Origin of the sequence: Mycobacterium sp. NPDC048908, from assembly GCF_043197955.1 — a bacterium.
GTDB lineage: Bacteria > Actinomycetota > Actinomycetes > Mycobacteriales > Mycobacteriaceae > Mycobacterium.
Map to the genome: position 1 here is coordinate 106705 of NZ_JBICUE010000006.1, position 26847 is coordinate 133551.

Genomic DNA, 26847 nt, shown 5'->3' on the forward strand with positions numbered 1-26847 from the left:
GGACATCACGCCTGTTCGTCGGGGAAGCGGAGGACGCCGAGTTTTGACGGCCTGGTCTGGACATATCGCCTACGCATCCGGGTGGAATCGCGCGCGGAGTTGGCCGCCGAAGATCCCCGCCGTCGGCCGATGGCATCGAGCGTCGATCCAGTCGCACAGCAGATCGACCAGAGCTCGCGCAGACATCAGCGTAAGCGCCGTTCTACGCCACAGAGAACCGAATTCTCGTGTTAACCCGCCGCGAATCCATGCGAGCAGAAGTCCCACACTTCGTCGGCCGTGATCGGATTACCCGCACCGTCCTCGGGCTCCCCGCTGTGCTGCGAGACGAACATCACGGTCTGCATCGTCATCGCGGCCATCCGCTTGGGATTGATGCCCGGACGCAGCCTGCCTGAGTCGGCGGCGGCTTCCATCAACTCGGTGAGCAGCGCCAACAGCGGCGCATGCGCGATGTTGACCTCGGACGGGTGGGAAACCAGTAGCCGGGGCGCGAAGTCGGTGAACAGCGGCCGCTTTGCCGTCGGGTCCGGTCGAGACGACTCGAAAAGCAGTTGGACGGCGACCTTGAGGCGCTCGAGCGGGTCCTTCTGGCTCGATGTGGCGGCGCGGATCTGGTCGGCGGACCGGCTCAGCGCGTCCTCGAACAGCGCGAGCAACAGTTCGTGTTTTCCGTCGAACTGCAGGTAGAAGCTGCGCAGAGACTGGCGCGAACGGTCGACGACCTCTTGCACCGTGAAGTCGGTGCTGCCCTTTTCGATGATGATGGCCTGTGCGGCGTCCAGGAATCGCTGAACGCGTTGCGCCGCCCGCAGCTTTGCGGTCTTGATCGATCGCTCGACCGCTCGCTGCTTCCAGGCGGGTTCTTCGCTGGGGCTGGTCACCGGCGGCTCTGATCCCGGCCGATTGGGGAGAACATGCACTGACTGTACCGGAGAACGCCTTGCCATCGCGGTCCTCGACCCCTTCGCGGTTCACGTGCTAGAGATTGTAACTTTCTCATCATGAGAATAGTATTCTCATTTTGGAGATAACAGTAGCCTTTGCATTTTTCTTCCCAGGAGCGCCGTGTGCAGCTGACCTTCGACGCTGACGTCGAGGCCTTCCGGGCGGAGTTCGTGGATTTCGTGGACGCCAACCTGCCTGCCGAGGCGGAGGCGTTCGAGCGCTCGCGATCGAGTAGCCACGTTCCCGGGTGGGCGCGCCGCTGGCAGCGGTTGCTGTTCGACAACGGCTGGCTGCTGCCCGGGCACCCTCCCGTATTCGGCGGCCGAAACGCCACACTGCTGCAGCAGTACGTGCATCAACAGGAATTGGCGTGTCGCCGCGTGTATTTGACATTCAATCCGCAGGGCGTCGGGATCATCTCGGCGTCGTTGATCTCGTTCGGAACTCCGCAGCAACAGCAGCAATGGGCGGTGCCGATCCTGCGTGCCGAGATGACGGCGTCGCTGGGCATGAGCGAGCCCGGCGCAGGCTCCGACCTGGCGTCGCTGCGCACCCGTGCCGAACTGGACGGCGACCATTTCGTGGTCAACGGGCAGAAGGTGTGGACGTCCGGCGCGCATGACGCCGACGTGCTACTGACTTTTGTTCGGACTGATCCGAATGCCGTCAAACACAAGGGGATCAGTGCACTCATGATCCCGACCGACCTGCCCGGCGTGGTCCGGCGACCGTTCGCGTCGGTGTGCGACGTCGATGATCTGGACTTCAACGAGGTGTTCTTCAACGACGTGCGGGTGCCTGCCGAAAATCTGGTCGGGCCGCTGAACGAGGGCTGGCGGGTGGCAAGCGGGTCCTTGGGTCACGAGCGAAATATGTTGTGGCTGAGCTATGCCGACCGGTTGCAGGAGTTGGTGGAGGACTTCCGTCCGTCCTCTGCGCTGGACCGTGACCGGTACGCCACGCTGGTGATGGACAACCATGCGCTGCGGTTGATGGGGTCGATCGCGCTGGCGCGCGCGGCGCGTGGTGACGACGATTCCGCGGCGCTGTCGGTGCTCAAGCTGTTCGGGTCGGAGGCCGCGCAGACGGCATCGGAACACGCGTTGAGCGCTTCGGGTGACTGCGGTCTGGCGCACCCCGGCATGTCCGGCCCCTACAGCGCGCACCACCTCGATCTGTATCGGGCCGGTTGGTTCGAGCGCTATGTCCGGTCGTTCGGCGGCACCATCGCCGGCGGGACGTCCGAAATACAGCGAAACATCATTGCCCAGCGAGGGTTGGGCTTGCCCCGAAATTGAGGAACGACCGTGTACATCGACTATGACGTCGCCGACCGCATCGGCACCATCACACTGAACCGCCCGGAAGCCGCCAACGCGCAGAACCCGGAACTGCTCGACGAACTCGACGCGGCGTGGACCCGCGCCGCCGAGGACCCCGATGTCACGGTGATCGTGTTGCGCGCCAACGGAAAGCACTTCTCGGCGGGTCACGATCTTCGTGGCGGCGGGCCGGTGCCCGACAAGGTCACGCTCGACTTCATCATCCAGCACGAGGCCAAGCGCTATCTCGAGTACACGCTGCGCTGGCGCAACGTGCCGAAGCCGTCGATCGCGGCGGTCCAGGGTCGGTGCATCTCCGGCGGGCTACTGCTGTGCTGGCCGTGCGACCTGATCATCGCCGCCGACGACGCGCAGTTCTCCGACCCGGTCGTGCTGATGGGCATCGGCGGCGTCGAATATCACGGGCACACATGGGAATTGGGTCCGCGCAAGGCGAAGGAGATCCTGTTCACCGGCCGCGCGATGACGGCGGAAGAGGTGCTCAGCACGGGCATGGTCAACAGGGTGGTGCCGCGCGAGGAGCTTGACTCGCAAACCCGCGCGTTGGCCGAGCAGATCGCCAAGATGCCCCCGTTCGCCCTGCGGCAGGCCAAGCGCGCCGTCAACCAGACCCTCGACGTGCAGGGCTTCTACGCGGCCATTCAGTCGGTGTTCGACATCCACCAGACGGGCCATGGCAACGCGCTGAGTGTCAGCGGGTGGCCGGTGCTGGTCAACCTCGACCAGATGAAGGCCAACATCAAGTAACCGTTCTAGCGCGAGCGACCGCAAAATGCCACCGCTTGACGGCGTGTTGACGTGCAGACACGGTCACTCGCGGGAGGTTACAGCTGGGCGAGGCGCGGCACCGAGCCGCGGGCCCGCAGACCGGCCCCGGCCTTGCGGGTGAGTTCCTTTGAGCTGCCGAGCAATCCGTCGAGGACCAGCGCCCGCTTCACGTGCTGCTGCAAGTCGTGCTCGGCGGTGAAACCGATGCCGCCGAGCACCTGCTGGCAATGCTTGGCCGCGGTCAGCGCGGCCTTGCCCGCGGCGGCCTTGGCCAGCATCGCGCTCAGGTCCGGGCTCTCGGTGCCGGGCAGGATCAGCGTCGCTTCGGCGCCTTCGATCGCCACCAATGTCTCGGCAAGCCTGTGCCGGACCGCCTGAAACGAGGCGATCGGCCGGCCGAACTGGACCCGGTCGAGCGCATGCTGTCGCGCGAGGTTCAGCATCGCCCTTGCTGAACCGACCAACCACCAGCCCAGCGCCCGCCTGGCTTCGCCCATCCGCATCAGCTCGCCGTCGGGTACCCGGCGCAGCGGCAGCCCGCCGAGTGTCGAGTCGCTGGTATTAGCCCGCTCCCACACCACCCAGGCGCCGCCTGCGTATGGCATGGGCGGCGTTCCGCCTGGCAGACCGCCGATGGTCTCGAGCAGCACATCATTGAGAACCGAAGCGTGCGAACCGGTTTCACCCATCAAGCGGAACACCAGCGGTATCGCCACATCGGGCATGTCGGAGAGCATGTCGGCCCAGCCCAGGTCCGCCAGCGCCGCATCGAGTTCGGTGCCGGAGACCGACAGCATGGTCTTGCGCAGCCCGTCCTCGAGCAGATCGAGCGACTCGGTGTCCACGCCTATTCCTTTCCCAGGCCGAGTAGCCGCCGGGCGATGATGTTGCGCTGCACTTCGGCGGTGCCGCCGTAGATGGTCGCTGCCCGCGAATACAGGTATTCCGTGCGCCATTGGGTGTCATCGAGTTCGACGGCGCCGGGCAGTAGGTCACGTGCGGTGTCGAAAAGCCGCTGCTCTGCGCTGGCGAGCAACACCTTGTCAATGGATGTGTCAGGGCCGAGTTTGTGGCCTTCGGCCAGCCGCAGCTGGGTAGCTCTGGACCTGCACCGCAACGTGTGCAACGCCAGATAGGTCTCGCCCAGCTCCGAATCGACGCTTTGCCCCTGCCGTTTGACTTGGTCGATCAACGCGTCGAACCTGGAGTACAGATACGCGATGCGCTGCCAGAAACAGGTCGAGCGCTCATAGGGCAGCAAGTCCATTGCCAGCCGCCACCCGTCGCCGGGCTTGCCTAGCATCCGGTCCGCGGGTACCGCGACATCGTCGAAGTACACCTCGCAGAACTCGTCGACGTCGTGCATGGTGCGTAGCGGACGCACGGTGACGCCGGGGCTGTCCAAGTCCACGAAAAACGCGGTGATCGCCTCATGATCGGGGGTTTGCGCGTCGCCGGTGCGGGTGAGCAGGATGCATCGCGTGGCGAACTGCGCGAAGCTGGTCCACACTTTCTGGCCGGTGACGATCCACTGGTCGCCGTCCTGAACGGCGCGCGTGGTCAACGATGCGAGATCGCTCCCGGAGCCGGGCTCCGAGAAGCCCTGGCACCACGATTCCTGACCCGACAGCAGCCTGGGCACCATCTCGGCGGCCAACTCCGGTCGTGCGTAGTCGATCATCGTCGGAGTGAGCACATCGAGCATCGAATACGGTCCGGGATGGTCGATTCCGCGTCCGACGATCTCCTCGCCGACGATCGCGCGCAGGATGTCGGGCCCCCCCAGTCCGCCTGCCGATTCCGGCCAGCCGTAACGCATCCAGCCGGCGTCGTAGAGCGCCTTCAGCACACGAAGGTGCTGCGCCTGGTGAGCGTCGAGCGAATCGGCACCCGCCGGGGGAGTCAGGTCATTCTCGTCGAGCCAGTTCTGTAGCGCGGTGCGGAAGGCGGCGGGCTCGAAAAGATCGCTCATCCTGCCTCCGGAGCCGCACTGGGGACGACATCGGGATCAGGCCTTCCGATCGCGTGCGGACGGCCGGAATCGTGGTCGCCGCTGCGCCGGATGAACGTCATGGCACGGGTTTTCAGCCGCCAGCCCTCGTCGGTGCGGACATATGTGTCGTTGTAGTAGCCGATCCGCATGTCGTGCTTGGAGTGCTCGATGAAGCACAACGGTTGGGTACCGGTCGCCGCGTCGGGGTTGTCCGGATCGAGGTTGATCAGTGCGGTCCCGGTCATGAACAAGCCCTTCGGCGCGGCATCCACGAGTTCCGGGAAACGGGCCAAGGTATAGGTGGAGCCGAACGCACTGTAGGTGCCGTCCGGGGTGAACACCGAAATGAGCCCGTCGATGTCCCCCTGAGTGATGGTGACCGCGTACCTGGCGAGCGTCTGCTGGATCTCGACCAGATCCTCAATTCGATTGCTCATGTCTGAAGACCTTACCGCCCTTCATTACAAAGCTGACATCTCGTGTAACGCTGATATCCGCCAGCGGATCGCCGGGGACGGCGATGATGTCAGCGAGATGGCCCTCGGCGATCCGACCCAGATCGGGTTTGTTGATCAAGTCCGCTGCGACGACGGTGGCTGCGCGCAGCACCGCATCGGCGGGCATGCCCCAGTCGACCAGGGTGACCAGTTCGTCGGCGTTCTTGCCGTGCGGGATGGCGGGCGCGTCGGTGCCGACGGCGATCTTCACGCCCGCCTCGTAAGCCGCCTTGATCGACGTCCTGGCCTTCGGGAACATCTCGGCGGCTTTGTCCTGCAGCTCTTTTGGGGCCTTCGAGACGTCCATGGCCTCGGCCAGCCGCCGGGTGGTCACCAAGAAGCGATCGTTGTCGACCATCATCTTGATGGCCTCGTCGTCCATCAGAAAGCCGTGCTCGATGCAGTCTATGCCGCACTCGACGGCGTGCTTGACCGCCTCAGCACCGTGCGTGTGTGCGGCGACGCGGAGCCCGCGCCGGTGCGCCTCGTCGACGATGACCCGTAGCTCTTCGTCCGAATAGTGCTGTGCGCCAGGCTCTCCGGTGAGCGACATGACGCCACCCGAACAGCACACCTTGATCAGCTGGGCACCGTGCTTGATCTGGTAACGCACCGCCTTGCGGATCTCGTCGACGCCGTTGGCGATGCCTTCCTCGATGGTCAGCTCCAACACGCCCGGCATGAACGCGGCGAACATCGTCGGGTCGAGATGCCCACCGGTCGGGGTGATCGCGTGGCCCGCCGGAATCACCCTGGGGCCTTCGATCCATCCGGCGTCGATCGCCTTGCCCAGCGCGACGTCGAGCAGGTATCCGCCTGTCTTGACGAACAATCCGAGATTGCGCACCGTGGTGAACCCGGCACGCAGCGTGCGGCGTGCGTTGCCGACGGCGCGAAGCACCCGCGTAGCGGGATCGTCCTGGACCTGGGACAAGCCAGGGTTCTCCCCACGACCGCCCATCAGGAGGTTGACCTCCATGTCCATCAAGCCGGGCAGCAGAATGGCGTCCCCGAGATCGATGACGTCACCCTCTGCAGATCCCCCGATGCCGACGATCCGATCGCCATCGATGCGAACGATTCCCGGCCGGATGATCTCACCGGCGTCGACGTCGACCAGACCCGCTGCTCTGAGGGTCAGCACCTCTAGACCACCGGCTCCTTGATGCACGTGATATATGTTGCGCCGCTGTCGAGAACACGGGGCTGCTTCCACACCTCGATCGGGAATGACACGTTCACCAGTGACTGCATCATGTGGATGAGCGCCTTGGCGTCATCGGGCATACCGTCCAGCGGGAACCTCGCATCGCAGTACTCCATCACGGCCTCCAGCCGAGGAAACGCGGTGTCGTAGAAGTCTTGCATCTCGGCCATCGTCGAGGACAGCCGCTTCTGGTAGCGCTCCTCCTCGGTCGGCAGGCACCAGTGGGTGAACCGCTCCAGGTCGGCGAATTCCTCGGGCAACTTAGGCATTGATGGCATCCTTTTGACTCGCCCTCGACGTCGCCTGGCCGTTCGCCAGACCGTTTTCCTTCTTGTATGCGTTCACGTGGTCCCATGCCGTCTTGTGCAGGTGGCGGAGCAGTATTTCCTGGTCACACAACGGGAATTCCTTCACCACACCGGTATTGATCATGGTCTGGGTGGCTTCCAAGGTGTTGGCGTCCTGGAATGCGTACTCCTTGAACGTGACCGCCGCGAGTTCGTGTGCGAGCCGCTCACGGGTGTTCGTCGCGGGAACGAAGTACAGCGTGCACTCGAAGATGTGCTTGTCGACGTCGGTGGGCCAGTAGTGATAGGTCAGGTACCAGCCCGGCGCCCAGAGCAACAGCGTGAAGTTCGGGAAGAACTCGAACGAATCCTGCCCCCAGGACTGGTGACGCGACGGGTTGACAGCCGGCGGCAACTCGTCCGGCAGGATGCCTTTGATCTTCGGTCGGTCCCACGGTCCGAACAACCCGCTGTGCAGCACGCGTTCAATGGGCTTGACCATGCTCTCGTCCTTGGGTGGGCTCATCCCGCCCCACGACGAGATCATCGAGTGGCGGCCCTTGATGTCGTAGTGCAAAGCCTCGAAACCGTAGCCGGCCAGCTTCTCGGCTTCTTCCTTCACCGCTTGTTTCATGTGCAGGATCGGGGCGTGGTAGAACTCGACGAACGCGTCGATGAACAGCTTCCAGTTCGAGTTGACTTCCGCTCGGTACGAATAGGTTTCGGTCATCTCATGGAAGGGATAGCCCTGAAGGCCCTTCGCGAAGTCGCCCAGATAGTCGATCAGTGGTTCGGCGTCGTTGTCGAAGTTGATGAAGATGAAGCCCTCCCACACCTCGCAGCGCACCGGAACCAGCCCGTAGTTCGCCTTGTTCAGGTCGAAGAACTCGCCCTCCTGCTGCACGAAGGTCAGATCGCCCTTCAAGGAGTACCGCCAGGCGTGGTACTTGCACGTGAACTGACGGCAGGTGCCGGAGACTTCCTCGCCGGGATAGTCGTTCCACACCAGCTTGTTTCCCCGATGGCGGCACATGTTGTAGAAGGCCCGCACCTCGTTGTCACCGTCCTTGACGATGATCACCGATGTTCCGACGCCCGCCGAGGGCATCTCGCGGGTGAAGTAGCTGCCTTTCTTGGGAAGCCGCTCGACCCGGCCCACGTTCAGCCAGCACTTCTTGAAGATGGCCTGCTGTTCGAGCTTCCACTGCTCGGGGTCGATCGAATCGGTGTAGTCGACGGGCGCTGTACCGAGTTCCGGCCAGTTCTCTGTCCAGCTACCAGCCTCTGGCTTCGGGAAGAATGCCATGGGTTTGATTACCTTTCCTCGTCAGGTTCTACGCCGAAGGTGTTGATCGCCATGGCAAGTGCGCCATAACACCCGATCGTGAAGACGAGATCCATCCGCTGGCGCTCGTCCAAGTGCTCTGACAGCGACGTCCACGTCGAGTCCGAGATCGCCGATTTGTCTTGGAGTTCATCGACGGCGCGCAGGACGGCATGGTCGAGTTCGTCGGTAGCCTCACCGCGCTGGATGCCGTCGATCACGTCGTCGGTGAGGCCGGCGTCCTTGCCCATGCGGACATGGTGGTTCCACTCGTATTCGGAGCCGTGCACGTGCGCGACGCGAAGCACTGCGAGTTCACGCAGGCGCGGCGGCAGCGTCGAGGAGTACAACAGGTGGCTGTTGAAACGCAGGAACGCCCTGGTCAACTTGGGGTGGCGGACGAGCGTCGCCAGCAGATTGCCCGCGGCTTCGGGGTTGCGGCGCTCGGGCGGCAGCAGACCGGACAGGGCATGGTCGACGGTGTCGTCCCAGTCGTCCGCCGGTAGCGGCGTCACCCGCATGGGCCGTCTCCTCTCGTTCACGAGAATCAGGTTCTCATATTTCGCCAATAGGTTTCCACCTTTTCGGCAATTGGTCAATCCGAACAGCCGGAAGGGCCGGTCACGGCGGTGCTCGCCGAGGACCAACGGTGCTGCCTGCGGCCCATAAGCGCGATGACGAACATTGATTCTCGCTGTATGAGAAGGTAGTTTTCTAAGACAGAGAACATCACTGCTCCAACGAAGGTGACGAGCGAGGAGAAGTCGAGGTATGAACAAAGACGACATGATCCTGATCAGCGTTGATGACCACGTTGTCGAGCCGCCGGACATGTTCAAGAACCATCTGCCCAAGAAGTATCTGGATGAGGCGCCGCGATTGGTGCACAACCCTGACGGGTCGGATACCTGGCAGTTCCGTGATGTGGTCATCCCCAACGTCGCGTTGAACGCCGTGGCTGGGCGCCCCAAGGAGGAGTACGGCCTGGAGCCCCAAGGCCTCGACGAGATCCGCCCAGGCTGTTGGCAGGTCGACGAGCGGGTCAAGGACATGAACGCCGGCGGGATCCTCGGGTCGATCTGCTTTCCGTCGTTCCCCGGTTTCGCCGGACGACTCTTCGCCACCGAGGATCCCGAGTTCAGCTTGGCGCTTCTTCAGGCCTACAACGATTGGCATGTCGAGGAGTGGTGCGGGCAGTATCCGGCCCGGTTCATCCCGATGTGCCTGCCGGTGATCTGGGATGCCGAGGCGTGCGGCAAGGAGGTGCGGCGCAACGCCGAACGTGGGGTGCACGCGTTGACCTTCACCGAGAACCCCGCGGCGATGGGCTATCCGAGCTTCCATGACGATTACTGGACGCCGCTGTGGGAGGCCCTGGTGGACACCGACACGGTGATGAACGTGCACATCGGTTCGTCGGGCCGGTTGGCGATCACCGCCCCTGACGCCCCGATGGACGTGATGATCACGTTGCAGCCGATGAACATCGTGCAGGCCGCTGCGGACCTGCTGTGGTCCAAGCCGATCAAGAAGTACCCGGACCTCAAGATCGCGTTGAGCGAGGGCGGCACCGGGTGGATTCCCTACTTCCTCGAGCGTGCTGATCGCACCTATGAGATGCACTCCACCTGGACCGGCCAGGACTTCAAGGGCAAGCTGCCCAGCGAGGTGTTCCGCGAGCACTTCCTGACCTGCTTCATCTCCGATCCGGTTGGCGTCAAGCTGCGCAACGAGATCGGCATCGACAACATCTGCTGGGAAGCCGACTACCCGCATTCGGATTCGATGTGGCCCGGAGCGCCCGAGCAGTTGCACGAGGTGCTGACCGCCAACAACGTGCCCGATGACGAGGTCAACAAGATGACCTTCGAGAACGCCATGCGCTGGTATCACTGGGACCCGTTCACTCACATCAGCCGCGAGCAGGCCACTGTCGGCGCCCTGCGCAAGGCCGCCGAAGGCCACGACGTGTCCATCCAGGCGCTGTCCAAACACGACCACGGCGGCGCGAACTTCGCGGACTTCGCCGCGAATGCCAAGGAGTTGACCGGCAATAAGGACTGAGTCGTAGTTTCTACTGTCAACTGCGCCGGTGACGTGCGACCGTTTCACGCACCGGCGTACTGCCATGCCACCTGAGGAGAATCATCGTGCCCGGCGGAATGAGCTTCGAACTGACCGAGGATCAGGAGCTGATCCGTAAGTCCGTCGCGGAATTGGCGGGCAAGTTCGACGACCACTACTGGATGGAGAAGGACCAGGCGCACGAATTCCCCACAGAGTTCTACGACGCCATCGCCAAGGGTGGCTGGCTCGGCATGACCATCCCGGAAGCGTACGGCGGCCACGGCCTCGGCATCACTGAGGCGACGCTGTTGCTCGAGGAAATTTCACGCTCCGGAGCGGCGATGAACGGCGCCAGCGCCATCCATCTGTCGATCTTCGGCATGCAGCCGGTGGTCAGACACGGCTCCGAGGAGCTGAAGAAGGCGACGCTGCCGCGGATCGTCAACGGCGACCTGCACGTGTGCTTCGGCGTGACGGAACCCGGTGCGGGCCTTGACACCTCGCGTATCACCACCTTCGCCAGGCGCGAGGGTGACCACTACCGCGTCAACGGCCGGAAGGTGTGGATCTCCAAGGCGCTGGAATCCGAAAAGATCCTGCTGCTCACGCGCACCACGCCATACGACGAGGTGACCAAGAAGACCGACGGTATGACGCTGTTCCTGACCGACCTCGATCGTGACCACGTCGACATCCGGCCGATCAACAAGATGGGCCGCAACGCGGTGAGCTCCAACGAGCTGTTCATCGATGACCTGATGGTGCCGGTGGGCGACCGCGTCGGCGAAGAGGGCAAGGGCTTCAAGTACATCCTCGACGGCCTCAACCCCGAGCGGATGCTGATCGCCGCGGAGGCGCTGGGCATCGGCAGGGTGGCGCTGCAGAAGGCGGTCAAGTACGGCAACGAGCGCGTGGTCTTCAACCGACCCATCGGAATGAACCAGGGCCTGCAGTTCCCGCTCGCAGATTCTCTTGCCCGACTGGACGCCGCCGAGTTGGTGCTGCGCAAGGCGACGTGGCTCTACGACAACGGCAAACCGTGTGGGCGCGAAGCCAATACAGCCAAGTATTTGTGCGCCGACGCCGGGTTCGGTGCCGCTGATCGTGCGCTGCAGCTGCACGGCGGCATGGGCTATTCCGAGGAGTACCACGTGTCGCGGTATTTCCGCGAATCCCGCCTGATGAAGATCGCGCCGGTCAGTCAGGAGATGATCCTGAACTTCCTCGGCGAGCACGTGCTGGGCCTTCCCCGTAGTTACTGAGACGGAGTGTTACTGGATGACCAACTACTTCGACCTGAGCGGCCGCTCGGCTTTGGTGACCGGCGCCGCGGGCGGCATCGGCTCTGCGGTGGCAGGCGCGCTGGCGGACGCGGGGGCGGCCGTGCTGGTCACCGATCTCGACAAGGACGCGGCCGCCGCAGTGGCCGAACGCATTTCGGAGGCCGGCGGTCGGGCTGAGTCCGCCGCGCTCGATGTGGCTGACCGGGAATCAGCTGATGCGGCCGCGGCGCAGGCGGCGGCGCTGGCCGATGGGGCGCTGCACATCGTGATCAACAACGCCGGGGTCACCAGGCCCGCGATGTTCGAGAAGACAACCAAGGAGTCGTTCCGGCTGCTGTTCGACGTCCACGTGATGGGTGCCTTCAACGTCACCCAGGCGGCGCTGCCCTACATCCCGACCGACGGCACCGGACGCATCGTCAACGTGACGTCGGCAGCCGGCCTCACCGGCACGCTGGGCCAGGTCAACTACTCGGCGGCCAAGGCCTCCATCGTCGGCTTCACCAAGTCGCTGGCGCGCGAATTGGCCACCAAGGGCATCATGGTCAACGCGCTTGCCCCATTGGCGGCAACGCCGATGACCGAGACCATTCGCACCAACGAGAAATTCGCGGCCAACATGATGAACCGTATCCCGATGAAACGGTGGGCGGAGCCGTCGGAGATAGCGGGCGCATTCGTGTTCATGGCTTCTGACGCGGCGTCGTACGTCACCGGGCAGGTGCTGCCGGTTGACGGCGGAATGGTGATGTGATCGCGCACGCGAGGAGCGAGACGAGCGGAGCGCCACTCGCCGGCGTCACCGTCGTCGCCATGGAACAGGCGGTGGCCGCGCCGATGTGCACACGTGTACTCGCCGACTTCGGGGCGCGCGTCATCAAGGTGGAAAACCCCAACGGGGGTGACTTCGCGCGTCACTACGATGATGTGGTCAATGGTCCGGGCGGACTGGCCGCGCACTTCGTGTGGTGCAACCGGGGCAAGGAGTCCGTGACGCTCGACACCAAGTCCGCAGCGGGCCTTGACGTGTTGCACCGGCTGCTCGACCGCGCCGATGCGTTCGTTTCGAATCTCGCGCCCGGTGCCACCGCCAAGATGGGTATCGCCGCGGCCGATCTGGCGCGGCGCCACCCCGACGTCATCCCCGTCGAGATCGACGGGTACGGGCCCGGCGGCCCCATCTCGCACAAGCGCGCGTATGACCTTCTGGTGCAGGCGGAATCGGGATCATGCGCCATCACCGGTTACCCCGGTATGCCCGCCAAACCCGGACCCGCGATGGCCGATTTCGCCACCGGTCTGTATGCCGCGATTTCCATTCTGGCGTTGCTGTTCGACAGGAACCGTCGCGCTGGTCAAACCGCCGCGCCGGCCGTCGAACTGAGCCTGTTCGACGTGATGACCGACGTCATGGGTTACGCGCTCACCTACACCCAGCATTCCGGCATCGACCAGGAACCGCTCGGCGTCGGCTCGCCCGCGGTCGCGCCGTACGGTGCGTTCGCCACCCGCGACAGCCAGACCGTCGTGCTCGGAACCACCAATGACCGCGAATGGCAACGGGTGGCCAGAGAGATCATCGATCGCCCCGACCTGGCGGACGATCCTCGATTCGCCACCAACTCCGGACGTTGTGCGCACCGCGACATCCTCGACGAAGCCATCGGATCCTGGTGCAGCCAACACGATCTCGCCGAGATCCAGAAGATCGCCGACGCCGCGGGGATCGGCAACTCCCGCTACAACCTGCCGAGCGAAGTGGTGGTGCATCCGCAGTTGGCGGCGCGGGACCGGTGGCGAACCGTCGCCACGTCCAAGGGCGACATCCAGTCGCTGCGGCCTCCGCCGGTGATCACGGGGTTCGAGCAGCCAATGGGTGCCGTGCCCGGGTTGGGTGAGCACACGGATGCGGTTCTGCATGAACTCGGGTTCACCGAAGATGAGGTGAACAGGTTGCGCGCCGACGGAGTGATCGGACCGGAGTACTCGTGAGCGTGTTGCTGCGTTGTGACCACGACGGCGTCCGCACCTTGACCCTGAACCGGCCCGAGCGCAAGAACGCGATCAATCCGCAGCTTTGGCAGGAGTTGGCCGACGCGTTGCGCGCCGCCGCTCGCGAAGAGGTGCGCGCCCTGGTGATCACGGGCGCAGGCGGCGCGTTCTGTTCGGGCGCCGATATCTCCACGCCGGAAGACGTCCACCCGCGGCACAAGCTGCGCAGGCTCACCGACGTCGCGCTGGCGTTGCACGAGTTGGCCATCCCCACCATCGCGAAGGTCGACGGAGTGGCTGTCGGCGCGGGCTGGAACCTGGCGCTCGGTTGCGATCTCGTGGTGGCGACACCGGAATCACGGTTCTGTCAAGTGTTCTCGAAACGTGGCCTTTCGGTGGACCTTGGCGGATCCTGGTTGCTGCCCAAGCTGGCCGGGCTTCAGCAGGCCAAGCGTTTGGTGCTGTTGGCCGATACCATCGACGCCGACGAGGCGCGGTCGCTCGGGTTGGTCACCTGGGTGAAATCCGCAGGCGAGATTGACCAGTTCGTCGCCGATCTGGCTGGGCGACTCGCGGCGGGACCGCCCGTCGCGCTGGCGCAGAGCAAGGCGCTACTCAACGACGGTGCGAACGCGACGTTGCGGGAGGCGGTGGCAAACGAGGCCCGGGCGCAACCGGGCAACTTCGCTACCGCAGACTCCATAGAGGCTTATGCGGCGTTCGCCCAGAAACGCGACGCGGTGTTCACCGGCCGGTGGGCCGTACCGAGATCGGAGTGAGAAGATGCGTGAAACCGTAATCGTCGAGGCGGTGCGCACGCCCGTCGGCAAGCGCAACGGCGGACTGTCGGATATGCACGCCGCCGACCTGTCGGCGATCGTCCTGAATGCGTTGGCCGAGCGCGCGGGCATCGACCCGGAGATCGTCGACGATGTGGTGTGGGGTTGCGTCTCACAGGTCGGCGACCAGTCGAGCAACATCGGCCGCTACTCGGTCTTGGCGGCGGGCTGGCCGGAGACGATCCCCGGGACCACCGTCAACCGCGCATGCGGATCGAGCCAGCAGGCGCTGGACTTCGCGGTTCATGCGGTGATGTCCGGCCAACAGGACGTGGTGGTGGCGGGCGGCGTCGAGGTGATGAGCAGGGTGCCCCTCGGGGCGGCACGCGCCACCGGCATGCCGTACGGGCCCAAAGTGCTTGCCCGATACGGGGATTTCTCGTTCAACCAGGGTATTTCGGCGGAGCTCATCGCTCAGAAGTGGGGCTTCTCGCGCTCCCGCCTTGACGAGTACTCGGCGCGCTCCCATGAACTCGCGGCGAAGGCGCAGGACGCCGGCGCATTCGAGACGCAGCTGATGCCGGTGTTCACCGACGGCGAGCCCGTGGTGGCCGACGAAGGTATCCGCCGCGGGACGACCGTCGAGAAGCTGGCGGGTCTGAAGCCGGCATTCAAGGACGACGGTGTCATTCACGCGGGCAACTCGTCGCAGATTTCCGACGGCGCCGCGGCGCTGCTGGTGACGACGGCCGAGAACGCCGTCACGATGGGGCTGACGCCGATCGTCCGTTACCGGGCGGGCGCGGTGACCGGTGCCGACCCGGTGTTGATGCTGACCGGCCCGATCCCGGCCACCGAGAAAGTTCTGCACAAGGCGGGGGTCACGATCGACGAGGTCGGGGTGTTCGAGGTCAACGAGGCGTTCGCGCCGGTGCCGTTGGCGTGGCTGGCCGAGACCGGCGCCGACGAGGACAAGCTCAACCCGCTGGGCGGCGCGATCGCGCTCGGTCACCCGCTCGGTGCGTCGGGCGCGGTGTTGATGACACGCATGATCAATCACATGCGCGACAACGGGATTCGGTTCGGTCTGCAGACGATGTGTGAGGGCGGCGGCACCGCCAACGCAACTTTGGTAGAGCTCATCGCTTAGACAGGAACCTCGATGCAACGCGATCTGTTTACCTCCGACCACGAGGCGTTCCGTGAACTCGCCCGCGACTTCGTCGAAAAGGAGGTGGTTCCGCACTACCCCCAATGGGAGGAGGGCGGCCGGATGCCCCGCGACGTGTTCAAGCAGATGGGGTCGCTGGGCATGCTCGGGATGGCCATCCCCGAGGAGTACGGGGGTGGCGGGGCACCCGACTACCGCTACAACGTCGTGCTGCAAGAGGAGGCGGCGCGCGCGTTGGTCACGCTGTCGACGGTGCGGACCCAGCTCGAAGTGATCCTGCCGTACTTCCTGCATTATGCGAATGAGGAGCAGCGCAGGCGGTGGTTCCCCGGGTTGGCCGCCGGGACGCTGCTGACCGCCATCGCGATGACCGAACCCGGCACCGGCTCGGACCTGGCGGGCATGCGCACCGGCGCGGTCCGCGACGGTGACGACTGGATCATCAACGGCGCCAAGACATTCATCACCGGCGGCATGCAAGCCGACCTGGTGATCGTGGTGGCGCGCACCGCAACCCATCCGGACAATCGCCGCAAAGGGCTCACCCTGTTCGTCGTCGAGGACGGCATGCCGGGATTCACCAGAGGCCGCGAGCTGGAGAAGATGGGTTGCAAGGTCCAAGACACCGCGGAGTTGTCCTTCGTCGACGTCAGGGTTCCCGCCGCCAACATGCTGGGGGAGGAGGGCGAGGCGTTCGGTTACCTCGGCCACAACCTTCCGCAGGAGCGGCTGACGGTCGCGGTCGGCTCGGTGGCCCAGGCGAGATCGGCGATCGCCGCTGCCATCGAGTACACCAAGAACCGCAAGGCTTTCGGCACGCCCGTGGCCTCGTTCCAGAACACCAAGTTCGAGCTCGCGGCGTGTTCCACGGAGGTCGAGGCGGGGCAGGCGATGCTGGACAAGGCGGTGGCCCTGCACGTCGACGGCGAATTGTCGGCCGCCGACGCCGCGAGGGTCAAATTATTCTGCACCGAGATGCAGCAGCGTGTCATCGACCGGTGCCTGCAGTTGTTCGGAGGGTACGGCTACATGATGGAGTATCCCATCGCCCGGCTCTACACCGATGCGCGCGTGGCCCGCATTTACGCCGGAACCAGCGAGGTGATGAAGGTGATCATCGCGAAGTCGTTGGGTTTGTAGCGATTTGGGTGTGCTCAGTCGCGGTCAGCGCGACCGATCACGCCGAAATCGCGGTCACGTGCGTCCGATGTTCTCGACGATGATGGCGCGCGCCGCCTCGTAGAATGCACTGATCAGGGTCGAGAACGACAGCTCGAACGGATAGATCATGTGCACCTCCAATGGTTCGGGCTGCCAGTCCGGCAGCACTGGCAACATCGTGCCGTCGCGAAGCTCGTCAATGCAGAGGATCTGTGTGGGCATCGCACCGACGCCGAGGCCGTGCAGGATGTACTGCTTGCAGACCTGAAAGTTGTTGGCCCGCGCCCTGACCTGGGGCGACAGTTGATGGCGTCGCCGCTGGTTGGCCACGGTGACCTTGTGTGAGCCTGCGAACCCGAACTCGATGAACGGCAGCGAGTTCAGTTGCTCCGGAGCGGTGATCGGCTCGGCCAACGATTCGACGAAATCCGCTGAGGCGCACAGAAAGAGCTCGAGGCTGAACACTTTGCGTGCGATCAACGTCGAATCCTGCAGCGGTCCGGTCCCGAACACCACGTCGAAGCCGTCCTTGATGGGGTCGACCATGCTGTCGACCAACCGGATGTCCAACCGGGAGTTAGGGTGCCGCTTCAAGAAGGTGGCGCCGACCCTGGATGCGTAGTCGATCCCGACGAAGACTGGTATCGCGACCCGGAGTTCGCCCTGCGGTTCCTGCCTGCTGGCCTCGACAAGGGCACGCACCCCGTTGGCCTCGGTCAAGATCTTCACGGCGTGCTCGTAGACCTGCTCGCCGACGTCGGTGACGGTGAGCTGGTGGGTGTTCTTGCGCAGCAGCTTGATGCCGAGGTCGGTTTCCAGTTTCGCGAGCTTACGGCTGACCGTCGATTTGGGCATGCCCAGCAAGGTCGCGGCCTTCGAGACGCTGCGCGACTCCACCACCTTGCCGAACACCAGCAACGCGTCGACGTCGAAGGGCAGGTTCTGCTCCATACGTTCCAAATATGCAACAGGGTGTTGCGGTTTTGCGTCTATTTCGGCGAAATGACCAGTTGTACCGTCAGCCTTCATGAGTCACAACAGCCTGGTGACCAAACCGGCAAGCGGACATTGGACCGACGCCTATCCCGAACTCGGTCGCGGTCCGGTGTCACTCGAAGACTGTGTCTCGCCTGAGTTCTACGAGAAGGAGCGAGAGTACGTCTTCAAGAAGACGTGGCTCTACGTCGGGCGGGTCGAGCGGGTGCCGAAGTCCGGCAGCTATTTCACCCGCGAACTGAGGTTCTTGAACACCTCCGTGATCATCGTGCGGGGCAAGGATGACGTGATCCGCGCCTTCCACAACATCTGCCCGCACCGGGGCAACAAGATGCTGTGGGAGGACGACCCGTTCCAGGAAGTGGCAGGCCGCGCGCCGTTGCTCTACTGCCGCTTCCACGGCTGGCGCTACAAGCTGGACGGCACGCTGCACTCGGCCACCCGCAAGGATCTGCTGCTCGACTTCGATGCCGACAGCTGCCGGGTCCCCGCGGTCCAGTGCGATGTGTGGGAGGGCTTCATCTTCATCAACCTCGACCCGCACAACACCGAACCGCTGCGCTCGTTCCTCGGCGAACTGGCGCACGGAATCGAGGGCTATCCCTTCGCGGGGCCGCACCAGGTGTACCGGTTCAACACCGAATTACAGTGCAACTGGAAGATTTTCGTCGACAGCTTCGCCGAGAGTTACCACGGACCGTACTTGCACGCATCCTCGTTCGGCGCTCTCACGGCGGAGGCCAGGGAGGCTTTCGACCAACCGAACCCGTTCACCGACGCGTTGGCCTACCAGATCGATGGCCCGCATCGGATGTTCTCGTTCTCTGGAGAGCCCTCGCAGAAGACGCCGTACTCGAAGCCGATCGAGTGTGTGATGGAGGCCAGTGCTGCCGGCCCGTGGAACAAGCGGGTCGATCGGGGCCCGATGCCGCTGGGAATCAACCCCACCCGGTCAGAGAAGTACGGCTTCGACTCGTTCCAGTTCTTCCCCAACTTCGTGCTGATCTTCGGCTCGTCTGGGTTCTCCACCCACACCCATTGGCCGACGGGACCGCACTCGCACATCTTCGAAGTCGAGATGTTCTACCAGCCGCCGAAGACGCACAAGGAGCGGTTGGGCCAGGAACTCACGGTGACGTTCCTCAACGACATCATCTTGGAAGACGCCAGTCCATCAGAGGGCCTGCAGGCGATGCTGAACAGCGGTGTGCTCACCCATTTCACGATGAACGACGAGGAGATCCTGTTGCGCCACCTGCACAAGACGGTCGCGGACTATGTGGAGGCGGGGGTGGCCGGCCGATGAGCACGCTTCTGCCGCTGGAGTTTTCTCAACTCGAGCACCTGGTAGAAGAATGGGCGATCGAAGACGGGCACGAGCGCTACGTGAAGCGGGTCAACAGTTCGATGGCAGAGATCCGGGTGTTCTACGACGAAGTGTTTCCCGTCGCCGAAGAGGCGGTGGCCTACATCGACAAGTTCGACTACTCCCAACCGCTGCCCGATGACGTCGCCAACCTCCGTAATCTGCTCTATTCGCTGATCACCGTCTCCCTCGCGGTGGAGTTGTGGCAGCAGCCGCGCGTGAAGCATTCTGCCGACACCATTCTCACGAGAGTGAGTTGATCATGGGACTCACCTCGGCCCAACTCGACGTCGTCGACCTCACCCCGAGGATTGGCAGCGAGATCAGGACGGACCTCGAAACACTGCTCGGCGGAAGCGAAGCCGCGAATATCCGCGCCACGCTGGAGCGGCGCGGGGTGGTGTTCTTCCGCGGCATCAAGATCAGCGATGAGCATCAGGTCGCCGTCGCCAAGACCCTTGGCAACATCGTCCAGAACGAAGGGGAGAGCGGCATCTACAAGATCTCGCTCGACAAGAACATCAACCAGCGAGCCGAATACCTGAAGGGCTCGATGTTCTGGCACTTCGACGGATCGCTGCAGCCCTATCCGAATCTGGCGACACTGCTGCGGGCGGTCAAGCTCTCGGACACCGGCGGCGACACCGAGTTCTGCAACACCTATGCCGCGTACGAGGACCTGCCACAGGCCGATAAGGACCTGATCGCCGACCTTCGCGTGGTACACAGTGCCGAACGTTCGCAGTACTACGTCCGTCCCGAGATGAGCTACGCCGAAATCGCGTTCTGGCAGAAGTCACCGACGAAAGTATGTCCGTTGGTGTGGACGCACCGGTCCGGCCGCAAGTCGCTGCTGCTGGGTGCCACGGCGGACTACGTCGTCGGGCTCCCGGTTGAGGAGAGCCGGGCACTGCTTGCCCGACTTCGCGACTGGGCGACCCAACCGCACTACGTCTATCGACACAAGTGGCAGGCCGGCGACCTGCTGATCTGGGACAACACCGGCACCATGCATCGAGTGCTCGAGTATCCCGTCGACAGTGGCCGACTCATGCATCGCACGATCCTGGCCGGCGAAGAGCCGCTTCAGTGAAACTGGGCATCGCAACTCCCGTCGTCACGAATGTGGCCGGCGCGGGTATGACGTGGGAAAAGAACGCCTCTGTCGAGGACATCGGGCGAATCGCGGAAACCGCGGATCGGCTCGGGTATCACCACATGACCTGCAGCGAACACATCGGTCTGCCGTCGTCTGAGGCCGCGCGGCGCGGCACCCGGTACTGGGACCCGCTCGCCACGTTCGGCTACCTGGCGGCTCGCACGAAACACATTCGATTCGCGACCATGACGTTGGTGCTGGGTTATCACCATCCTCTGGAAATCGTAAAGCGCTACGGCACACTGGATCACGTCAGCAATGGACGCGTCATCCTCGGCCTCGGCGTCGGATCGCTGCGCGCGGAATTCGATCTGCTCGACGCCCCATTCGAGGGCCGCGGTCCCCGCGCCGACGACGCTCTACGCGCGCTGAGGGCCGCATTGCCGTCCAACGAGCCGACCTACCGCGGCGAGTTCTATTCCTTCGGTGGCCTGACCGTCGACCCCTGCGCAGTGCAGCCACACATGCCGTTTTGGATCGGCGGCCGGACCAAACGCTCGCTGCGGCGGGCGCTCACCCTTGCCGAGGGCTGGTGCCCCTTCGGCATCTCGGTCGCTACCGCAGGCGAGTGGCTTTCGGCCCGCGACATCCCTTCCGACTTCGAGGTCGTGCTGCCTGCAGACCAACCGCTCGACCCGGTGGGAGAGCCGGAAGCCACACGTGAGGCTTTGCACGGGATGGCGGCCGCGGGCACCACGACCGTGTCCGCGCGCTTCGTCCATCACTCGCTGGAGCACTACCTCGAACAGATCCACGCGCTGGCCGAGATGCATCACCCCGCCGCAGCGCGGTCGCACGACGCAAGCGCGCGCCCTTGACTTGCGGCTTTTGGAACTTCTAAACCCAATTTCGGTGAGACGCTTGTCACAGTCGGAGAACCTACCTACTGTGTGTTCACTAGGTTGGTTGAACGAAGGGGTTCAGTGCAAGAGCCGAGGCCGTATGCCACGCTCTTCGCCAAGGGCGAGGACCGGCGGCAGCGCATTCTGACGGTCGCCGAGCGACTGCTCGCGCGCAATGGCTGGCGAAACACCTCACTCGCGCAGATCGCCAAGGAAGCCGGCGTCACGCCCGCGGGCCTTCTGCACCACTTCGAATCCAAGGAGCAACTGCTCAACGCGGTGCTCGATGCCCGTGACGCCGATGACGAGATCCATGCCGACTACCGCTCCGGTGACTTGATCACCGAGCTGTCGCGTGTGCCGGAGCGATTCGATCGCGCACCCGAACTCGTTGGCACCTTCACCGTGCTGCTGGTGGAGAACATCGCGCCCGATGCGCCGCTGCACGACCGCCTGCACAAGCGCTACCGCGACGCCGTCGACATCATCACCGAGATCATCAAACGTGGTCAGAGCAAAGCTTTGTACCGCCCCGATTTCGACGCGGCCGGCAAGGCCGTGGAGATACTCGCCTTCATCAACGGAATGGAGACCCTATGGTTGCTCGATCCTTCAATCCCGCTGACCGAGGTGTTCAAGGGGTACGCAGAGTCATTGGGCCGCGACCTGGCGCCCAGGAGCTCGACATGAGGTACCGGCTTGACGTCGTGGCGCCGACCGTGCTCGATGCGGTGACGTTCGCAGGCGGCTGGATCTACGACCGGGTGATGGCAGGTTGGGACGTGACCGTCCTGATCAGCACGGACGAGGACGCGCGGCCGCTCGAGATTCTCGGCGCCGAGGTGCGCGATCTGGAAACCGTCCTGGCGGCCTGGGAAGACCGCCCGCATCCGCAGACGGTTGCGGTCGCCGCCGATCTGCTGGACAGCGACGCCCGCGTGCATCAGCATGTGCTCAACGCGCTTCAGCAGGGCGCCACCGAGGTCACGCTGTGGGGTGAGCGGCTGCCAGCCGAACTCGACGAGAGTGTCGACTCCGTGGAACACCGCTTGAGTGCTGCCGCAAGGGCTTTCAAGACACAGGCGTTGGCCGCTGCGGACGCGGACGCCACCGTCACCGGGGCCGAGACATTCCGCTGCGGGATGATGGCCTCGGTCGCCGCGGACTTGGTGCCCGCCAGCTAGCTTCTGTGCCGAGCAGACGCAAAACTGCCGTAAATCCGCGGAAAAAGGGCAGTTTCACGTCTGCTCGCGCGGTGAGGTGAGGTCGATCAGCACCTTGCCGATGGCACGGCCGTCGGCGACGTGCTTTAGCGCCGCGACGGTTTGGTCAAGCGGGTAGACCGCTCCGATGTGCGGCCGTACCCGTCCGCTGACGAGGTGGTCGCGCAACTCGGCCTCATTGCGGGCGAATTCGTCAGGCGGCACATGCTGGAACTGGAAACCCAGAAGGTGGACGCCCTTCACCAACACCAGATTCAGCGGGATGCGGGGGATGACACCCGACGCGAAACCTACGGTGACGAATCGTCCGTCGTGACCCAGCGACCGCAACGCTGCCTCCGACAAATCGCCGCCCACCGGGTCGATGACCGCATTCGCGCCACCCGGCACAGCCTCCTTCAGCGCGCCCCGGACGTCCGTCGTCGTGTGATTGACGACGTGCCGGGCACCGTAACGCGCTGCCACAGCGAGCTTTTCGTCAGACGACGCGACGGCAGTGACCAACGCGCCCAGCTGGACGCCGAGCTGAACTGCCGCCAGACCGACGCCGCCACCCGCGCCAAGCACGATCAATTCGTCGCCCTCCCGAACGCGTGCCATCGATCGCAGCGTGTGGTATGCCGTGCGGTACGCGACGCCGAATGCGGCTGCGGTGCGCTCGTCGATGCCATCGGGGATGCGGGACAACCCCTCGACGGGCACCGCCAGCTCTTCGGCGAATGCTCCGAACAGGCCCGTGCCGGTCACTCGGTCGCCGACCGTGAATCCCTCTGCCCCGCTGCCGGTCTCGGCGATAACCCCCGCGAACTCACTGCCCGGCACGAAGGGCGGCGGCACACTGACCTGGTACCGGTTGGCGATCAGCAGCACATCCGGGAAGTTGACCGCCGATGCGGCGATCTTCACCAGGACCTGTCCCAGCGCGACCTCGGGGGACTGCCGCTCTTCGATGCGGACCACGTCCGGCGGTCCGTACGACGGGCAGACCGCGGCCTTCACCGATAGTCGCTGGACTCGGCGAGATCGGCCGCCGAGCGCATCAGGGTCGTGATCACAGGTCCGTAGGCCAACAACTTCTGGTTGTCGCCCGCGCGCTGGAAACCCTGTTCCAACACGATCGCGAGTTTCCACTTCGCCAGCACCAGGTAGTAGTCGAGGTCATCGACCTGCCGCCCTGACACCTGCGCGTAGTGCTCGACAACACCGGTGCGCGAGGGCATTCCGCGCATGTCGACATAGCTCATCGCGGACGGGGTGTCGGTGTCTTCCGGCCAGCTCTGCGCCATCCAGCCCAGATCCAGCTTCGGGTCGCCCACGGTGCCCATCTCCCAGTCGACGATCGCGGCCAACTGGGCGGGTGCGCCGTGCCGATACATGACGTTGGCGAACTGGTAGTCGCCGTGCATCAGACCGGGAATGAAGTCGAGCGGCTTGTGCGCCCGCAGCCAGTCGGTGGCGACATCGAGTCCGTCGATCTCACGGCCCTTGATCCGTTCGAAGAATCCGATCCAGCGGTCGACCTGGCGTTCGTGGAAGCCATCAGGGCGGCCGAGGTCGCGCAGCCCTTTGGCCTTCCAGTCGACTCTGGACAGAAGCGCGATGCCCTCGGCCAGCTGATAGGCCAGACCGGGACGTGTGCTGATATCGCTGTCGAACGGCTCTGGCCAGCGGGCGTGCGTGTCCATCGGTGACCAGCCGTCGATAAAGCCCATCAAGTAGAACGGCCTGCCGAGCACCGAGGCGTCGTCGCATACACCGACGGCTTCGGTGTGCGGGACGTCAGTGCCGTCGAGCGCTTCGATGATTCGCCATTCCCGCAGAATGCCCTTGTCCCTGTCGGGCGGTGCGTCCGGCGGCGGCATGCGCAGCACGCAGCGGTGCTCGCCGCGCCGCAATTCATAGATCACGTTCTGCGTGCCACCGGACAGAAACCGGGTCCCCAGCGGTTCGCCCTTGCCCGGCAGTGCCGCGCCGTCCATCCAATCGGCAAGGCGCGCAACGTCGATCTCGGTCACAGGTTCCCCACCTCGTTTTCGATGGCGGTCTCCAGATATTTGGCGTACTTGGCCCGGGCGGCCTCACGCTTGCGCGGTGTCCACTCGGTGGGCCAGGTGTCGTCGGTGGCCTGGTAGCCACGGAGCACCTGCTTGGCGACGGTGGTCTTGTGCACCTCGGTCGGACCGTCGGCAAGGCCCATCACCGCGGCGCCGGTGACCATCGCCATGAACGGCATCTCGTTGGTGACGCCCAGGGCGCCGTGAATCTGCATTGCCCGCCAAGCGATGTCGTGCAGCACGGTCGGCATGACCACCTTCACGGCCGCGATGTCTTTGCGCACCTTCTTGTAGTCGTTGTATTTGTCGATCTCCCATGCGGTGTAGAGCACCATCAAGCGGAACTGCAGCAACTGCGCATACGAATCGGCGATGTAGCCCTGAACGAACTGCTTGTCGGACAACTGGCTGCCCTGTGTCTTGCGACTCAAGGCTCGTTCGCACATCATGTCGAGCGCCTTGCGTGACAGACCGATGGTGCGCATCGCGTGGTGAATGCGCCCGCCACCCAACCGCGTCTGCGCGATCACAAACGCCTGCCCCTCACCGCCCAGTAACGCCTCGGCCGGTACCCGTACGTTGTCGTAGTGGATCAGCGCATGCGAGCCCTCGTCCTCGCCCTCACCGTGCAGGCCGACGTTGCGGACGATGTTGACGCCGGGGGTGTCGGTGGGGACAAGAAACATCGACATGCCTTGGTATGCACTGACGTCGGGGTTGGTCACCACCATGACGATCAGGAACGACGCGGTCTTGGCGTTGGAAGAGAAGAACTTCCAGCCGTTGATGATCCAGTCGTCGCCGTCGCGGACCGCCCTGGTGGTGAACAGGGTCGGATCGGCGCCGGCATGCGGTTCGGTCATCGAGTAGCACGAGAACAACTCACCGTCGAGCAATGGGCGCAGATACTTCTGCTTCTGCTGCTCAGTGCCGTAGTGCGCAAGGATCTCCGCATTGCCGGTGTCAGGCGCCTGGCAACCGAACACGATGGGCGCCCATTGCGAGCGGCCGAGGATCTCGTTCAGCAGCGCGAGCTTGAGCTGGCCATAGCCTTGCCCACCCAGTTCAGGCCCGAGATGAGTGGCCCACAGCCCCTTTCGGCGCACCTCTTCTTTCAACGGGTCGATCACCTTGCGCCGGTTGTCGTCCAGCGGCACGAACTGCAGGTGCGGAAACGCCAGATCGAGAGGCTCGATCTCCTCGCGAACGAACTCGTCGGCCCAGTCCAGCACCTTCTGGTATTCGGGGTCGGTCTCGAAATCCCACGCCATCTCTGGTCTCCTCTTCCATTAGGCGGACAGCTGGTTGTAGCCGGCGATCAACGCCGCGATGTCACGGCTGACGACATCGGAGAATGAACGGGACCCGTAAGTCCCTGCGGCCCAGTGCCGTACACCCTCGCTGACATGTATCCCAGCGAGATGCGACAGGTGATGTACATCGACATGTGCCGCCAGCTTGCCGTCGGCCTTGGCCTTCGCGAACAGCTCACCGAACATGTCGACGTCCGCATCCGCGAGCGGTTCGCCTGCGAGGATCCGGTGCTCGTGGCGGTATCCCTCGAGAATCGTCTCGATGATCAGCTCGCGCGGGTTGCGCGCCATCGAGCGTTCGAGGCTGCGCAATGCCTCTTTGATGACGGCCACCACCTCGTAGTCCGTCCGCACCAGTGAGCGCACCGTTTTCTGCGCGGCGCGTGTCGACAACAGGCCCACCTCGAAGAGCACATCTTCCTTGGCCGGGAAATAGAAGTAGAACAACGCGCGTGAGACACCTGCCGCGCGGCAGATGTCGGCCACGGTGGTCTTGGCGTAGCCGTTGGTGCGCCACAACGCCATCGCGGCCTGCACCAGCGCGCGCTTGGTCTCGTGCGATCTGGCCCGTTGATATGACGCGCGACGTTGACTACCGTCAGCAGTGAGGGCACGGCTGCTCTTCGGCACAACCGCAATCTAACAGCTTCTTTCGCCGATGGAAATAGTTGACGTTTGTCTAACTACTAGTCGCGAGCAGCAGGACCGCCGAGGTGACGAGCATGACGGCGGCGGTGACGCCGTGGACTCCGTAGGCGATCGATTTCGGGCCGCCGTGGCGCAGCACGATCGCTGCGTCGGCGAGCGGAATGATGGTGGCGGTCAATACTGTCCAGCCGAGGAGCTGTGTCGCGCCCGCCACGATCAGGATCACCACGAACAGACCGGACGCGATGTCGCGGACGCCCTTGACGCTCAAGTAGGCGCCGGCGGAGTGCTGACCCGGGTCCGATCGCACACCGTAGCCGGCGGCGGCCGTGCGCGGCGCGACGAGAAATCGTGCGCCGATGAAGATGATCCCGACGGCGATGAGTCCGGCGAGGGTGTAGGCGATGGCGGTCATGTCGAGCACTC

29 protein-coding genes are annotated in these 26847 nt (G+C 64.2%); 15 read left to right on the forward strand and 14 right to left on the reverse strand.

Features of this window, described 5'->3' with window-relative positions:
• Nucleotides 1–230: 230 nt before the first annotated feature.
• Nucleotides 231–884: a TetR/AcrR family transcriptional regulator gene (locus ACGFK1_RS17550; RefSeq protein ID WP_393431564.1), complete on the reverse strand. Its 654-nt coding sequence runs from the start codon at nt 882–884 to the stop codon at nt 231–233.
• 186 nt (nt 885–1070) lie between these two features.
• Between ACGFK1_RS17550 and ACGFK1_RS17555 the strand changes: the two genes are divergently transcribed.
• Both ACGFK1_RS17555 and ACGFK1_RS17560 read left to right on the forward strand, forming a co-directional pair.
• Nucleotides 1071–2246, forward strand: coding sequence for an acyl-CoA dehydrogenase family protein (locus ACGFK1_RS17555; RefSeq protein ID WP_393431567.1), 1176 nt, complete (start codon nt 1071–1073; stop codon nt 2244–2246).
• Nucleotides 2247–2255: 9 nt separating this feature from the next.
• Nucleotides 2256–3038: an enoyl-CoA hydratase gene (locus tag ACGFK1_RS17560; protein ID WP_393431569.1), complete on the forward strand. Its 783-nt coding sequence runs from the start codon at nt 2256–2258 to the stop codon at nt 3036–3038.
• Nucleotides 3039–3115: 77 nt separating this feature from the next.
• Here ACGFK1_RS17560 and ACGFK1_RS17565 read toward each other — a convergent pair whose 3' ends face one another.
• From ACGFK1_RS17565 to ACGFK1_RS17595, 7 genes are read right to left on the reverse strand one after another with little or no spacing between them, the layout of a single operon-like run.
• Complete coding sequence (locus ACGFK1_RS17565) at nt 3116–3856, reverse strand: acyl-CoA dehydrogenase family protein (protein WP_393432348.1); 741 nt, start codon at nt 3854–3856, stop codon at nt 3116–3118.
• Nucleotides 3857–3906: 50 nt separating this feature from the next.
• Entirely contained in the window at nt 3907–5031 is a 1125-nt protein-coding gene (locus ACGFK1_RS17570; protein ID WP_393431572.1) for an acyl-CoA dehydrogenase family protein, read from the reverse strand.
• On the reverse strand, nt 5028–5489 hold the full coding sequence (locus ACGFK1_RS17575; protein ID WP_393431575.1) for a nuclear transport factor 2 family protein: 462 nt from the start codon (nt 5487–5489) through the stop codon (nt 5028–5030). The genes ACGFK1_RS17570 and ACGFK1_RS17575 overlap by 4 nt, the downstream gene beginning before the upstream one ends.
• Nucleotides 5473–6693 carry an amidohydrolase family protein gene (locus ACGFK1_RS17580; protein WP_393432351.1) on the reverse strand — a complete coding sequence of 407 codons (1221 nt, stop codon included), beginning with the start codon at nt 6691–6693 and terminating at the stop codon, nt 5473–5475. The genes ACGFK1_RS17575 and ACGFK1_RS17580 overlap by 17 nt, the downstream gene beginning before the upstream one ends.
• 2 nt (nt 6694–6695) lie before the next feature.
• Nucleotides 6696–7025 carry a hypothetical protein gene (locus tag ACGFK1_RS17585; protein ID WP_393431578.1) on the reverse strand — a complete coding sequence of 110 codons (330 nt, stop codon included), beginning with the start codon at nt 7023–7025 and terminating at the stop codon, nt 6696–6698.
• On the reverse strand, nt 7018–8349 hold the full coding sequence (locus ACGFK1_RS17590) for an aromatic ring-hydroxylating dioxygenase subunit alpha (RefSeq protein WP_393431581.1): 1332 nt from the start codon (nt 8347–8349) through the stop codon (nt 7018–7020). The genes ACGFK1_RS17585 and ACGFK1_RS17590 overlap by 8 nt, the downstream gene beginning before the upstream one ends.
• 8 nt (nt 8350–8357) lie before the next feature.
• Entirely contained in the window at nt 8358–8888 is a 531-nt protein-coding gene (locus tag ACGFK1_RS17595) for a carboxymuconolactone decarboxylase family protein (protein ID WP_393431584.1), read from the reverse strand.
• 250 nt (nt 8889–9138) lie between these two features.
• On the opposite strand from ACGFK1_RS17595, the gene ACGFK1_RS17600 reads away from it, so the two are divergent.
• The 7 genes from ACGFK1_RS17600 (at nt 9139) to ACGFK1_RS17630 (ending at nt 16799) form a co-directional block, all read left to right on the forward strand.
• Entirely contained in the window at nt 9139–10431 is a 1293-nt protein-coding gene (locus ACGFK1_RS17600; RefSeq protein ID WP_393431586.1) for an amidohydrolase family protein, read from the forward strand.
• A gap of 98 nt (nt 10432–10529) precedes the next feature.
• On the forward strand, nt 10530–11696 hold the full coding sequence (locus ACGFK1_RS17605) for an acyl-CoA dehydrogenase family protein (RefSeq protein WP_393432354.1): 1167 nt from the start codon (nt 10530–10532) through the stop codon (nt 11694–11696).
• Between the two features lie 16 nt (nt 11697–11712).
• The gene (locus ACGFK1_RS17610) at nt 11713–12471 is read left to right on the forward strand and encodes an SDR family NAD(P)-dependent oxidoreductase (protein ID WP_393431589.1); all 759 of its coding nucleotides are present in this window, start codon (nt 11713–11715) and stop codon (nt 12469–12471) included.
• Nucleotides 12471–13709 (forward strand): CaiB/BaiF CoA transferase family protein, encoded by a 1239-nt coding sequence (locus ACGFK1_RS17615; RefSeq protein WP_393432357.1) that lies wholly within the window; start codon nt 12471–12473, stop codon nt 13707–13709. Before ACGFK1_RS17610 ends, ACGFK1_RS17615 begins: the two co-directional genes overlap by 1 nt.
• A gap of 2 nt (nt 13710–13711) precedes the next feature.
• Nucleotides 13712–14488: an enoyl-CoA hydratase/isomerase family protein gene (locus ACGFK1_RS17620; RefSeq protein WP_393432360.1), complete on the forward strand. Its 777-nt coding sequence runs from the start codon at nt 13712–13714 to the stop codon at nt 14486–14488.
• Between the two features lie 4 nt (nt 14489–14492).
• Nucleotides 14493–15638 carry a thiolase family protein gene (locus tag ACGFK1_RS17625; RefSeq protein WP_393431591.1) on the forward strand — a complete coding sequence of 382 codons (1146 nt, stop codon included), beginning with the start codon at nt 14493–14495 and terminating at the stop codon, nt 15636–15638.
• A gap of 12 nt (nt 15639–15650) precedes the next feature.
• A complete protein-coding gene (locus tag ACGFK1_RS17630) occupies nt 15651–16799 on the forward strand; it encodes an acyl-CoA dehydrogenase family protein (protein ID WP_393431594.1) in 1149 nt (382 codons plus the stop codon).
• 54 nt (nt 16800–16853) lie between these two features.
• On the opposite strand, the gene ACGFK1_RS17635 is transcribed toward ACGFK1_RS17630, so the two are convergent.
• A complete protein-coding gene (locus ACGFK1_RS17635; RefSeq protein ID WP_393431596.1) occupies nt 16854–17771 on the reverse strand; it encodes a LysR family transcriptional regulator in 918 nt (305 codons plus the stop codon).
• 76 nt (nt 17772–17847) lie between these two features.
• Between ACGFK1_RS17635 and ACGFK1_RS17640 the strand changes: the two genes are divergently transcribed.
• The 6 genes from ACGFK1_RS17640 to ACGFK1_RS17665 all read left to right on the forward strand — a co-directional run bounded on the left by ACGFK1_RS17640 (nt 17848) and on the right by ACGFK1_RS17665 (nt 22367).
• Nucleotides 17848–19122, forward strand: a complete 1275-nt coding sequence (locus tag ACGFK1_RS17640) for an SRPBCC family protein (RefSeq protein ID WP_393431599.1) — start codon at nt 17848–17850, stop codon at nt 19120–19122.
• The gene (locus ACGFK1_RS17645; RefSeq protein ID WP_393431602.1) at nt 19119–19442 is read left to right on the forward strand and encodes a hypothetical protein; all 324 of its coding nucleotides are present in this window, start codon (nt 19119–19121) and stop codon (nt 19440–19442) included. Before ACGFK1_RS17640 ends, ACGFK1_RS17645 begins: the two co-directional genes overlap by 4 nt.
• A gap of 2 nt (nt 19443–19444) precedes the next feature.
• Nucleotides 19445–20275 (forward strand): TauD/TfdA dioxygenase family protein, encoded by an 831-nt coding sequence (locus ACGFK1_RS17650; protein ID WP_393431605.1) that lies wholly within the window; start codon nt 19445–19447, stop codon nt 20273–20275.
• Nucleotides 20272–21159 (forward strand): TIGR03619 family F420-dependent LLM class oxidoreductase, encoded by an 888-nt coding sequence (locus ACGFK1_RS17655; protein WP_393431607.1) that lies wholly within the window; start codon nt 20272–20274, stop codon nt 21157–21159. The genes ACGFK1_RS17650 and ACGFK1_RS17655 overlap by 4 nt, the downstream gene beginning before the upstream one ends.
• 105 nt (nt 21160–21264) lie before the next feature.
• The gene (locus ACGFK1_RS17660) at nt 21265–21873 is read left to right on the forward strand and encodes a TetR/AcrR family transcriptional regulator (RefSeq protein ID WP_393431610.1); all 609 of its coding nucleotides are present in this window, start codon (nt 21265–21267) and stop codon (nt 21871–21873) included.
• A complete protein-coding gene (locus ACGFK1_RS17665; protein WP_393431613.1) occupies nt 21870–22367 on the forward strand; it encodes a hypothetical protein in 498 nt (165 codons plus the stop codon). The genes ACGFK1_RS17660 and ACGFK1_RS17665 overlap by 4 nt, the downstream gene beginning before the upstream one ends.
• Nucleotides 22368–22421: 54 nt before the next feature.
• Here ACGFK1_RS17665 and ACGFK1_RS17670 read toward each other — a convergent pair whose 3' ends face one another.
• The 5 genes from ACGFK1_RS17670 to ACGFK1_RS17690 are packed head-to-tail and all read right to left on the reverse strand — an operon-like array spanning nt 22422 to nt 26836.
• Nucleotides 22422–23405, reverse strand: coding sequence for an NADPH:quinone oxidoreductase family protein (locus ACGFK1_RS17670; RefSeq protein ID WP_393431615.1), 984 nt, complete (start codon nt 23403–23405; stop codon nt 22422–22424).
• Nucleotides 23402–24421: a phosphotransferase family protein gene (locus ACGFK1_RS17675; protein WP_393431618.1), complete on the reverse strand. Its 1020-nt coding sequence runs from the start codon at nt 24419–24421 to the stop codon at nt 23402–23404. The genes ACGFK1_RS17670 and ACGFK1_RS17675 overlap by 4 nt, the downstream gene beginning before the upstream one ends.
• A complete protein-coding gene (locus ACGFK1_RS17680; RefSeq protein ID WP_393431621.1) occupies nt 24418–25731 on the reverse strand; it encodes an acyl-CoA dehydrogenase family protein in 1314 nt (437 codons plus the stop codon). The genes ACGFK1_RS17675 and ACGFK1_RS17680 overlap by 4 nt, the downstream gene beginning before the upstream one ends.
• Before the next feature lie 18 nt (nt 25732–25749).
• A complete protein-coding gene (locus tag ACGFK1_RS17685) occupies nt 25750–26403 on the reverse strand; it encodes a TetR/AcrR family transcriptional regulator (protein WP_393431624.1) in 654 nt (217 codons plus the stop codon).
• A gap of 49 nt (nt 26404–26452) precedes the next feature.
• Nucleotides 26453–26836 carry a DUF4267 domain-containing protein gene (locus ACGFK1_RS17690; RefSeq protein WP_393431627.1) on the reverse strand — a complete coding sequence of 128 codons (384 nt, stop codon included), beginning with the start codon at nt 26834–26836 and terminating at the stop codon, nt 26453–26455.
• Nucleotides 26837–26847: the final 11 nt, after the last annotated feature.

Coding starts and splice junctions, on each gene's coding strand:
- ACGFK1_RS17570 (WP_393431572.1), bottom strand. CDS start 5,031: ATGAGCGATCTTTTCGAGCCCGCCGCCTTCCGCACCGCGCTACAGAAC.
- ACGFK1_RS17630 (WP_393431594.1), top strand. CDS start 15,651: ATGCAACGCGATCTGTTTACCTCCGACCACGAGGCGTTCCGTGAACTC.
- ACGFK1_RS17605 (WP_393432354.1), top strand. CDS start 10,530: ATGAGCTTCGAACTGACCGAGGATCAGGAGCTGATCCGTAAGTCCGTC.
- ACGFK1_RS17610 (WP_393431589.1), top strand. CDS start 11,713: ATGACCAACTACTTCGACCTGAGCGGCCGCTCGGCTTTGGTGACCGGC.
- ACGFK1_RS17590 (WP_393431581.1), bottom strand. CDS start 8,349: ATGGCATTCTTCCCGAAGCCAGAGGCTGGTAGCTGGACAGAGAACTGG.
- ACGFK1_RS17585 (WP_393431578.1), bottom strand. CDS start 7,025: ATGCCTAAGTTGCCCGAGGAATTCGCCGACCTGGAGCGGTTCACCCAC.
- ACGFK1_RS17650 (WP_393431605.1), top strand. CDS start 19,445: ATGGGACTCACCTCGGCCCAACTCGACGTCGTCGACCTCACCCCGAGG.
- ACGFK1_RS17665 (WP_393431613.1), top strand. CDS start 21,870: ATGAGGTACCGGCTTGACGTCGTGGCGCCGACCGTGCTCGATGCGGTG.
- ACGFK1_RS17575 (WP_393431575.1), bottom strand. CDS start 5,489: ATGAGCAATCGAATTGAGGATCTGGTCGAGATCCAGCAGACGCTCGCC.
- ACGFK1_RS17645 (WP_393431602.1), top strand. CDS start 19,119: ATGAGCACGCTTCTGCCGCTGGAGTTTTCTCAACTCGAGCACCTGGTA.
- ACGFK1_RS17595 (WP_393431584.1), bottom strand. CDS start 8,888: ATGCGGGTGACGCCGCTACCGGCGGACGACTGGGACGACACCGTCGAC.
- ACGFK1_RS17625 (WP_393431591.1), top strand. CDS start 14,493: ATGCGTGAAACCGTAATCGTCGAGGCGGTGCGCACGCCCGTCGGCAAG.
- ACGFK1_RS17600 (WP_393431586.1), top strand. CDS start 9,139: ATGAACAAAGACGACATGATCCTGATCAGCGTTGATGACCACGTTGTC.
- ACGFK1_RS17635 (WP_393431596.1), bottom strand. CDS start 17,771: ATGGAGCAGAACCTGCCCTTCGACGTCGACGCGTTGCTGGTGTTCGGC.
- ACGFK1_RS17690 (WP_393431627.1), bottom strand. CDS start 26,836: ATGACCGCCATCGCCTACACCCTCGCCGGACTCATCGCCGTCGGGATC.
- ACGFK1_RS17640 (WP_393431599.1), top strand. CDS start 17,848: ATGAGTCACAACAGCCTGGTGACCAAACCGGCAAGCGGACATTGGACC.
- ACGFK1_RS17565 (WP_393432348.1), bottom strand. CDS start 3,856: ATGCTGTCGGTCTCCGGCACCGAACTCGATGCGGCGCTGGCGGACCTG.
- ACGFK1_RS17680 (WP_393431621.1), bottom strand. CDS start 25,731: ATGGCGTGGGATTTCGAGACCGACCCCGAATACCAGAAGGTGCTGGAC.